Origin of the sequence: Myxococcus sp. AM011, from assembly GCF_013372595.1 — a bacterium.
Classification (GTDB): Bacteria; Myxococcota; Myxococcia; order Myxococcales; family Myxococcaceae; genus Myxococcus; species Myxococcus eversor.
The window spans coordinates 61,068-71,247 of sequence record NZ_JABXEM010000017.1; the positions used below are offsets into that span (position 1 = coordinate 61,068).

Here is a 10,180-nt window from a genome sequence, read left to right on the forward strand (position 1 = left end):
ACTGGCGCGCGATGCGCACTGGGAGACAGTCCATGCAGACCTCGTGGGAGCCCTCGACGCGAACGGTGCCGGGTCCGGTGAAGCGCACCGCCCTCAACCCCACGCTGCGCACCGAGTCCGTCATCGCGCTGGGGGCCTTCAGCGCGCTCACGCTGGGCGCGGCGGTTCTGGGCGCGCGGCAGAGCTCGGCCGATACCCGCTGGTACCGCCACCTGCGCAAGCCTCCCTTCCAGCCGCCACCCAAGGCCTTCGCGCCCGTGTGGACCGCGCTCTATGCCCTCATCGCCATCTCCGGCTGGCGGGTGTGGACGGCGCCCGCGGGCCCCTCACGCTCCCAGGCCCTGGGGTGGTGGGGCGTGCAGTTGGGCCTGAACGCCGCCTGGTCCTGGCTCTTCTTCGGCCGCCATCAGCCCCGCCGGGCGCTGGCGGACAACGTGGCCCTGCTGGGAAGCATTGGTGCCTACATCGCCGCCACGCGAGAGGTGGATCGGCCGGCCGCGTGGCTGGTGGCGCCGTATCTGGCGTGGGTGGGCTTCGCCAACGTCCTCAATGGCGAAATCGTGCGGCGCAACCCTCGAGCGGAGCACTGACGCCCACCCGTCCAAGGGGGCTCCCGGCGGGGGCTGGAAAATCCGCCGATAATTCGTTCGGGAAGATGGCGGGAGGGCGGCGTTGAGTGGAGCGACCCGCCATGGATGCTTTCGCCCTGCAACCACCTGCCTTGCTGACCCGCCGAGCACGGTCTCCGGGCTTGACGGGCACGGACGTGACGGTCCAGCCTGCGACCCCCGTGGAAAGCAGGCCCCTCTCAACGCCGACCCTCGACAGCCGTTGGTTCGCGGCCTTCATCCGGGAGCACGAGACGGCGCTGCGCGCCACGGCGCTCCGGCTGTGTGGCAACCCGACGGACGCGAGGGACCTGGTCCAGGACACCTACGAGCGCGGGCTGCTCAACCTGGCCCGCTACCGTCCCGGTACCGACGGGCGCGCGTGGCTCTTCACCATCCTCCACCACCTCTTCATCGACCGGTGCCGCTCCAAGGCGCGTGAGCGCCGCTCGGATGTGTCGGCGGAGGAGCTGGAGGAGCGCATCGCCGCGCCGGAGCCGGAGGCCGCTCCCGCGTGGGCCGCCATTGGACCGGAGCAGCTTCGCGAGGCCCTGGAGCGCATCCCCCAGGAGTTCGCCACGGTGTACCGCCTCCATGCGCTGGAGGGACGCCCCTATACGGAAATCGCGGAGCGCCTGGGCATCCCCAAGGCCACCGTGGGCACGCGCCTCATCCGCGCGCGCCGCAAGCTGAAGGAGCTGTTGATGCCCGCTGGCACCGGCAAGGGAGAGACGCCATGAGCGCTCCAGAGCCCATGGAGGTCCACGACCTGGTGCATGCCTTCGCGGACGGCGAGCTGTCCGGCGAGGAGGCCGACACGTTCCGCGAGCACCTGGGCACCTGCGAGGCGTGCCAGGCGGAACTCGACGACATCCTCCAGCTCCAGGCGCTCGGAGGTCAGCTCGCCCACGAGGAGGCGAAGTCCGCCGTGCAGGGCGTGGTGACGCCACCGGCCCGAGTGGAGACCGCGCCCGCCAGGGCCTTCCGTCCCTCGTGGAGCCGCCGTCGCAATTGGGTGGCCGCCGCCGCGCTGTCCGGCTCGCTGGCCGCCGTCTTCGCGGTGGTGGCGCTGCGCATCCGCAACCCGGGCGGTGACGAGACGCAGATGCTCGCCCTGGCGCCCACGCGCTCGTTGGAGGCACGGCTGAGCTGGGCCGGCGCGAGCGCGCATCGGCCCTACGGCGTGCTGCGCTCCGGCGACGAGCGGCCCCGGGAGATGGTGCCGCTGCAGACGCTGGCGAAGCTGGAGGCGGAGGGCGACCTCCAGGGCCTCGCGGTGGGACACCTGCTGCGCGGTGAGCGCGAGCAGGCCGCGGACTACCTGCAACGCGCCTCCGCGTCTCCGGACGTGGACAGCGACAGGGCGGTGGTGGCGCTGACGAAGGGCGAGCTGGAAGCGGCCCTCACCCTGCTGGATGGCGTGCTGGAGAAGCACCCGCGACACCCGCAGGCGCTGTGGAATCGCGCGCTGGTGTTGCGCGAGCTGGGCCTGGACGCGCTGGCGGCGGAGGCCTTCGAAGCGGTGGCGTTGCTCGGCGAGCCGGGCTGGTCGGAGGAGGCGAAGGAGCGCGCGGCGGTGCTGCGTCGGCAGCTCGACGGACGCCAGGGCGCCTGGGACTCCGCGCAGAAGGCCGGCAAGGCGCTGGCCCTGGACGGCACTGCCTTTCCCGAGGATGTCGCTCGCGCGGTGCCGGGCACGGCGCGCAACTGGTTCAACATCGCGGTGTGGTCGGCCCCGTCCGCCGAGCGCGTGCGTGCCCTCCTGCCGCTCGCGCATGTCCTCGACGCGCACTACGGCGGAGAGACGATGGCGCGCTACGCCGAGCGCGTGGCCGGGCTGGACTTCCAGCGCCGCGCGCCGCTGGCCGCCCGGTTCCGCGAGGTGCTGCAGGGGACGTTCGACCGCACGACGCTGGAGCCGCTCGCGAAGGCGCTGGCCGGCACGGAGCACCAGGACATCCTCCTGGGCGTGCTGCCGCTGGCGGGCGGACTGCCGGCGCGCCTGGACACGTATGAACAGGCGGCGAAGTCGCTCGGCGATTCGTGGCTGACGCTCAACGTGGAGCGCGAGCGCGCCCTGGCCGAGTATGCGCGGGGCGACCTGGCCGGCGCGGAGGCTCGGCTCCTGCGCGCCGTGGCGGCCTGCGGGAGCGCGAAGGCGGACTACCGCTGCGGTCAGTTGGAGCACCTGCTGGCGCACATCTACAAGGACGAGCACCGGCTGGTGGAGTCTCGCGAGCACGCCCTGGCGGGCCTGCAGTGGGCGCGGCAGTCGCAGGAGTGGAAGCTCCAGGCGGACCTGCTGCTGGTGCTGGGCGACCTGGCGCGCTTCCGCAACGCCTTCGCCCTGACGCGCGCGTACCTGGGCGAGCAGGCCCTGCGTGACAGGAGCTGCGCGGCCAGCCGGCATGTCCACGAGAGCCTCGCGTCGCTGCATGTCTTCGCGCTCCAGCCGCAAGCGGCGCGCGCGGAGCTCCAGAAGGCTCCGGCCTGCGAGGTGCCCTTCTTCCTCAACGGTGCCTTCGTGCTCGCGGACCTGGCTCGCCTGGACCCGAAGCCCGGGGACGCGGAGCAGGTGCGCGACGGTTTGAAGAAGCTGGATGCCGCCGGTTGGCTGCGTCCGGGCGAGCGGGTCATGGCCGCGCACATCGAGGGGCGCGCCGTCATCGGCTCGGACCGCGAGGCGGGCCGCGTGTTGCTTCGCCAGGCCATCACCGACGGCACGCGGCTGGGTGCTGGAGACCCGGTGGCGGCGAAGGCCCGCGCCTACAGCTACTCCTCCCTCATCCTGGATGCGGGCTCCACTGGTGACTGGGCGGGGGCGCTGGCCCTCTTCGCGGAGGAGAGCGGAGTCGCCGCGCCCACCCGCTGCGCGCTGGGCGTGGAGGTGCATGACGAGCGCACCCTGGTCGCCGCGCGCGGTCCGGGTGGCGAGCTGCTCGGTCATCAGGACGCGAGCCGACGCTCCCCCGACTTCGACATCACCGCGCTGGTGCCTCCGGCGATGTCCGCCGCGCTGAAGCCCTGCGAGCACGTGCATGTGTTCGCGCGCTACCCGGTGCATGGCCAGGCGGGCCTGCTGCCGCCGGAGCTGGCCTGGAGCTACGACACGGGCCCGAAGGCCCAGGCGCCCGCCCTGTCCGCGCCGCGTCCGCTCGTGGTCTACGACGTGGATGCGCCGGCCTCGCTGAACCTGCCCCGGCTGCGCAGTTGGGAGCTGTCCGGTGGTCCGTCTCCGCGCCGCGTGGAGCTGACGGGCGCCGCCGCCACGCCGTCGCGCCTCCTGGCCGAGCTGGCCGAGGCCACCGAGGTGGAAATCCACGCGCACGGCCTGGTGAATCTGGGCGTGTCGGACGCCTCGCTGCTGGTGATGGCGCCCGAGGTCGGTGGTCGCTACGCGCTCACCGCGGGCGAGGTGCGCAAGCAGAAGCTCAAGGGGGCGCCGGTGGTGCTCCTCGGCGCGTGCCAGGCCGCGCGCTCCGCGCCGTATCTCCACTCGCCGTGGAGCCTTCCGGTGGCCTTCGCCGAGGCGGGCGCGCGCGCCGTCATCGCCTCACCCATCGACATCCCGGACGCCGAGGCCGGGCCCTTCTTCGCGCGGGTCATGGAGCGCATCCGCGCCGGCGCCAGCGCCGCCACCGCGCTCCGAGATGAACGCCTGCGCGAGTTGTCCGCGCGGCCCGACAGCTGGGTGAAGACAGTCGTCGTCTTCGAGTAGCCCGGCCCCCCACCGCTCCACCTTCACCGCAGCCGCCGTAAAGGCGACCTCGGCTCCCCAGGGCCGTGGACGCTCGACGTGTCACTACACACCGAGGAACACACCATGAAGAACCTTCGCTCCGCGCTGCTCTGCATCCTCTCGCTGTCCACCGCCGCCGCCTGCGGTGGTGACCCTTCCGACGTGTCGACCTCCGAGGACCTGTCGTCCCAGGGCTCCTCCGAGCAGCGCGCGCTCCCCGCGCCTCCGCCGCTGTCCAACTACTGCCCGGGCCTCATCCCCGGGACGCCGTACGCGATGCCCACCGCGCCCACGCCCTTGTCGAGCATCCCCACCGGCACGCCGCTGTACCCGCACAGCCCCTACCTGCTCAGCGCGCACACCGTCATCGTCACGGACCCGACCAACTCGGGCGCCTTCTACGCGTTCGGCTTCGACGTGCGCGCCCACCGCGTCATGTTCTGGGTGTCCGGCACCAACTCGGAGATTCGCCGCTTCAACACCCAGCTCGCCACGGACATCACCGTGCAGGAGACAACCAATGGCGTGGACATGGGCTTCACGTGGGGCACCAGCGGCCAGATTGGTGGCCCCCTCATCCCCCTGCCCGGTGTCCACGATGGCGCGTGGAAGGTCGCGTACAACAACTGGTACCACCTGGACGCGTACCTGGTGATGCCGGGCGCCAGCGTCCCTCAGTGACGCAGCTTCGAGGGGGGAGGCGGCGGATTGAAGGCCAGCACGCCGGCGATGTAGCGCGCCTGGCCTTCGGTGGTGCAACGCACTTCCTGGATGCGCCCGCCCACCTTCACGCGCACGAGCCAGCCGTCATTGTCGCGAGTCCAAGCAGCCGTTTCCGTCGTCATGTGCCTGCTCCTCTCGGGTTGCTTCTCTGACTTCGGATAGAGCAGCCCGCGTGCCATCGCCTGTGACATGCGAATCCAGGTGATTGGGCCCCTTGGATGCGCGGTGGTGGACATGCGGGCCTGTAGTTCTTTCGGAAGCGGGGTGACGGAGCTTCAGTGAACGTGCTGGTCCGGCTGGCTCACGGGCGGGTGGGCGGAGGTGCCACTGAGCAGCGGCAGGGCGATGTGGAAGGTGGACCCCTGGCCGACCTGGCTCTCCACCCAGATGCGGCCGCCGTGGCGCTCGACGATGTCGCGGCTGATGTACAGGCCCAGGCCCAGGCCGCCATACGAGCGCGAGGAGACGTTGCGCGCGCGGAAGTAGCGTTCGAAGAGCTGCGTCTGCTGGTCCACGGGGATGCCGATGCCCGGGTCCTTCACCGCCAGCAGCGCCAGCTCCCCGTGCGTCTCCAGCGTCACCTGGATGACGCCGCCGTCGGGGCTGTACTTGAACGCGTTCTCCACCAGGTTGGAGATGACCTGCTCCAGCCGGTACGGGTCCACGAACACCTGCACGGCGTCCTCGGGGTGCACGTAGCGCAGCTCGTGGCCGGCGCGCTGCGCGTCCATGGCCTGGAGGACATGCTCCACCAGACTGTCCATGCGCGTGGCCTGCGGGTGCAGCGCGAGTCGGCCCGCTTCGATGCGCGACGCATCCAGCAAGTCATTGATGAGCCCCGTCATCCGCAGCAGGTGCTGACGCGCGTGGCGAAGGGTGGTGGGGTCCACGCTCTCTCCCCGCTCCAGCTTGCGCTCCAGGGTCGCCAGCCGGAGGCTCAGCGGGGTGAGGGGTGTCTTCAGCTCATGCGAGGCGATGGACAGGAAGTCGTCGCGCACGCGGATGGCTTGCTGGGCCTCGTGGTACAGCTTCTCGCGCTCCTCCTCGGCCAGCTTGCGCCGGGTGATGTCCTCCACCAGCACGCCCACGCCCAGCATGCGCCCGTCGGGGGCACGCACCGGATAGCAGCTCCCCGCGAGCAGGCGCCGGGGGCCGGGCGAGCCGATGAGGGAGGTGTCCACTTCCTCCTCCACCACGGGCTCGCCCGTGTCGAGCACGTGTCGCAACATGAGCTCGACGGCGGGACCGCCGGGCCCCAGCACCTGGTGGGGGTCCTTGCCCAGGTGCTCCTCGGGGGATTTGCCGTTGATGTTCGCCAGTCGCTCGTTGACGCGCACGTAGCGCAGCCGCGTGTCGATGAAGCCCAGGCCCACGGGCGCGCTGTCGAAGAGCGTGGTGAGCAGGGCCATGCCCTCGTCGCGCTCCCGCTCCGCGAGCCGCCGCTGGGAGACGTCCTCGACGATGCCCACGCCTCCCTCGACGACGCCCGAGTCGTTGTAGCAGGGCGCGAAGCGTACGTGGACGGGCGTCACCTTGTGTCCGGTGACGGAGGCGTAGTTGCCCTCGTAGTCCGCGCCCCGACCCGCGAGCGACTCGCGCACGCAGCGCATCATCGCCTCGTCGCGCAAGGACAGGAGATTGAGTCCCACGATGATGCGCTTGGTGGAGCCGAGGATGGTGACCAGGCGCTCGTTGCAGGCGGTGACGACGGGCGTGGTGTCGTAGTGGAAGATGCCCAGGGGAGCGTTCTCCACCACCAGCCGGTAGAGGTCATCCCCACGGACCCGCGTCTCGACGAGGCTCGCCTCCGCCTCATGGCGAGGGTGCTCCAGCGGCTCGCGGAGGGTGTCGATGACTTCGTGCAGGCGGCGGAGGCTGATGACGATGCGCTCGTCGTCCCCCTGGCCCGACGCGCCCACGGTGAGCTCCACCAGGACTTCCGCGCCGTCGCTTCGTTGCGCGAAGACGCGGGTGGGGCGTCCCTCCAGGGCGTCCCTGCGCGACAGCAGGTAGCGCACCAGGCTCTGACCTTCATGGTGGCTCACGCGCTCCGGGAAGAGGCGGGAGACGGGCTGGCCCTGGAGGTCCTCGCGCTTCCAGGCGAACAACTGCTCGGCCGCGCGGTTGAGGAAGTACACATGCTCGTGCGCGTCGCAGGCGACCATGGGGTCGACGGCGGCATCCAGCCAGGCGCTGAGCTCCTCGTTGGCTCTGGCCATGTGTTCCCCTGGGGCCTCGTGGGGCCCCTCCCGCTTCCGGCACGGGTTCCCACGACGTGTCTCCCGCGAGGGATTGCCTTTCCTTTCCCTACAGGTAGCCATCCGACGCGGCGGGCGCGTCCAGGACCTGCCCGGGAGTCACACGCCCGGCACGTTCGTGTGCTGGGCAGCGTGGAGGCGCGAAGGCGGTCGACGTTCGACAGCGGTCGACAGGAGACAGCGGTGGACGTGCGCGGGCCCTAGCGTCGGCGACCCCCGGCGTCAGGCTTGCCCGCTTTCTTGCGAGCCGAGGCCTGCTTGCTCGTGCGCGATGAGGCTTGCTTGCCACGGGGCGAGGCCTGCTGGCCCCGAGGGGCTGGAGCCTGCTTCTTCACGCGCCCCGTCGCCACGGAGTCCTTCATGTCAGGCGAGGGGGAGAGCACCTCCAGTCGCTCGCGCAGCGCGCGCGTCGCATCCTTCAACGCGTCCACCTCCTCGCGCAGCGCGGCCAGCTCGCGCGCTTGAGGCTCACCCTCGCGCAGCGCGCGCACCGTCTCCCGAGCGGCGCGCCGGGCCCGGGCATCGCTCAGCGGCGTTCCCTCCAGAGCAGGGACGAGGCGCCGGTCTCCGAGCGTCCTCGCGGCCTCGAAGACGCCCATCTGCACGCGGAACATCGAATCCCGCAGCAGCTCCGTGAGCAGGTCCACGGCCTCGCGCTGTCGGCCCGCGACTTCCGCCAGCTTCGCCACCGCCTGGGTGGCGGCGCGGCGCAGGAAGGCGGGCTGACCATACGCGGTGCGCGCCTCCACCAGCGTGAAGGCTGCGGGGTCCTGCGACTCGGCGAGCCCGTCCATGGCGCCCACGGCGATGACGTCCTGGAACGACGCGCGCGTGGAGGCCGTCTCCAGCACCGTCAGCGCATCCGCGGCCCGCAGCTTGCCATAGCTGCGCGCGGCCTCCGCCTCCACGAAGTAGCTGGTGTCTCCAGATTGCAAGAGCGCGCGGAGGAGCGCGATGACCTCCGCGTCGCGGCGGAACTCGCCCAGCGCGGCCACCACGGCGCGACGCACGCGGGGGTGTTCGGCGCGCAGGGCCAGGAGCAGTCGCGCGCGGGCCTCGGGCGTGCGGATGCGGCCCAGGGCCCTGGCGCTGGCGGCGCGGGTGCCCCAGAACAGGCGCGAATCCGTGAGGGCCTTGCCCAGGGCCTCCACGGCGCGGAAGCCTCCGTCGCGGCCCAGCGCGTGCGCGGCCTCGGTGCGCGCGCGGGACTCGGGCGCGGCGCGCAGCTCCTCCAGCCAGAGGCCCACGGACTTGTCCACGTCCAGCGTGCCGAGCACGTCGCGGCGCGGGTCCACGCGCACCTGCGTGGGAGCGGCGGCGCACGGCAGGTGGAAGAAGTGCTCCGCGTCCGTCACCTCCATGCGGTGCACGGTGTCCTGGCCGTCGACGGTGACGCGGACGTCCAGCGGCAGGCGGAACAGGGGCGTGCCGGCGTCGGTGCGCTGCGTCTGCCTCACCTTGAGGCGCAGGCGCCGGTCCTCGGCCTCGTAGCGCACCTCCACCTTGAGCTCCGGGTGGCCAGGGGCGAAGACATACTGGTCGAAGAACGCATCCAGGTTGTGGCCGGTGGCCTGCTCGAAGGCGCGCGCCAGGTCCACCGTCTCCACCGAGCCGTGGCGGTGGCGGGAGACGTAGTGGCGCAGGCCGCGGAAGAACAGGTCGTCACCCAGGCGGCGGCGCAGCTCGTGGAGGACCAGGCCGCCCTTCTCGTAGAGGTGCCGGTCGAAAACATCCAGCGGCGCGTGGAAGCGGCGCGAGACGATGGGGCGCGCGTAGCGCTCCTTCACCTCGCCCAGGTACGCCTCCAGGTCCGAGAGGCGGTGCTGGTCGGCCTCGTCCTGGCTGTCGGCGCGCTCCTTCCAGAGCACCTCGAACCAGGTGGCGAAGCCCTCGTTGAGCCAGCCGTGCGGCCAGTCGCGGCAGGTGAGCAAATCTCCAAACCACTGGTGCGCCAGCTCGTGGGAGATGAGCGGCTCCGCGTTGTAGTCGGCGTGAGCGCGCGCGTCGTGGAGGACGGAGTCGGTGAGGCTGGTGGCGGTGGTGTTCTCCATGCCGCCGAAGATGAACTCGGTGAGGAACACCTGCGCGTAGCCGCTCCACGGGTAGGGCTCGCCGGTGGCCTCCTGGAACACACGAATCATCTCCGGAGTGCGGCGCACGCAGCGCAGCGCGTCCTCGCGCCGGCCGCGCGGGAAGAGGTAGCGCAGCGGCACCGTGCCCGACGTGTCGGTGAGCTCCTCGAAGTCACCCACGGCGAGCGTGACGAGGTAGGGCGCGTGCGGCTGCTCCATGCGGAAGTGCTGCGTGCGGCGGCCGCCCTGGGCACTGTCACTCACGAGCACGCCGTTGGACAGCGCCGTCAGTCCCTCGGGGAAGGTGGCGATGAGCTCCGAGGTGGCCTTCTGCGCGGGCGTGTCCAGGCAGGGAAACCAGCAGCGCGCGTCGGTGTCCTGGTTCTGCGTCCACGCCTGACGGGGCCGGTCCGGATAGGCCGCCTCCGGTCCCCAGAAGTAGAGGCCCCGGCGCGGGCGGGCGGCGTAGTGGACGGCCACCTCCACGGCGTGGCCCGGCTCCAGTGGCGTGGGCAGGTCCACGCGCACGTGCGTGCCGGAGTTGGAGAATCGAGCGGGTTTCCCTTCGACGAGGACGCTCGACACGTCCAGGTCCACGGCGTCGAAGGTGAGGGTGGACAGCGAGCGGACCGCGGAGACGCGGGTGGTGCAGACGCCCGCGACGGAGCCTTGCTCGAAGTCGAGCTCCAGCTCGATGCGGACGTGCTCGGCGCGGATGGGACGCTCCGCGGCATAGTGCTCGGTGGCGCCAGGGAGGCCAAAGGCGCGGGACTGGGGGAG

7 protein-coding genes are annotated in these 10,180 nt (G+C 71.6%); 4 read left to right on the forward strand and 3 right to left on the reverse strand.

What is annotated here, in order from left to right:
- Positions 1–32: 32 nt before the first annotated feature.
- The 4 genes from HUW62_RS05880 to HUW62_RS05895 all read left to right on the forward strand — a co-directional run bounded on the left by HUW62_RS05880 (position 33) and on the right by HUW62_RS05895 (position 5,028).
- Complete coding sequence (locus tag HUW62_RS05880) at positions 33–590, forward strand: TspO/MBR family protein (protein WP_176433827.1); 558 nt, start codon at positions 33–35, stop codon at positions 588–590.
- Positions 591–691: 101 nt separating this feature from the next.
- Entirely contained in the window at positions 692–1,348 is a 657-nt protein-coding gene (locus tag HUW62_RS05885; protein WP_163863420.1) for an RNA polymerase sigma factor, read from the forward strand.
- Complete coding sequence (locus tag HUW62_RS05890; RefSeq protein WP_176433828.1) at positions 1,345–4,326, forward strand: CHAT domain-containing protein; 2,982 nt, start codon at positions 1,345–1,347, stop codon at positions 4,324–4,326. Before HUW62_RS05885 ends, HUW62_RS05890 begins: the two co-directional genes overlap by 4 nt.
- A 105-nt stretch (positions 4,327–4,431) precedes the next feature.
- Complete coding sequence (locus tag HUW62_RS05895) at positions 4,432–5,028, forward strand: hypothetical protein (RefSeq protein WP_163863417.1); 597 nt, start codon at positions 4,432–4,434, stop codon at positions 5,026–5,028.
- Here the strand turns inward: HUW62_RS05895 and HUW62_RS05900 are convergent.
- The 3 genes from HUW62_RS05900 to HUW62_RS05910 form a co-directional block, all read right to left on the reverse strand.
- Complete coding sequence (locus HUW62_RS05900; RefSeq protein ID WP_176433829.1) at positions 5,022–5,192, reverse strand: hypothetical protein; 171 nt, start codon at positions 5,190–5,192, stop codon at positions 5,022–5,024. The two genes, HUW62_RS05895 and HUW62_RS05900, sit on opposite strands and share 7 nt — an antisense overlap.
- Before the next feature lie 153 nt (positions 5,193–5,345).
- Positions 5,346–7,289, reverse strand: a complete 1,944-nt coding sequence (locus tag HUW62_RS05905) for a PAS domain S-box protein (protein ID WP_176433830.1) — start codon at positions 7,287–7,289, stop codon at positions 5,346–5,348.
- Between the two features lie 239 nt (positions 7,290–7,528).
- Positions 7,529–10,180: M1 family aminopeptidase (locus HUW62_RS05910; RefSeq protein WP_255203260.1), on the reverse strand; the 2,652-nt coding region annotated here is incomplete at its 5' end.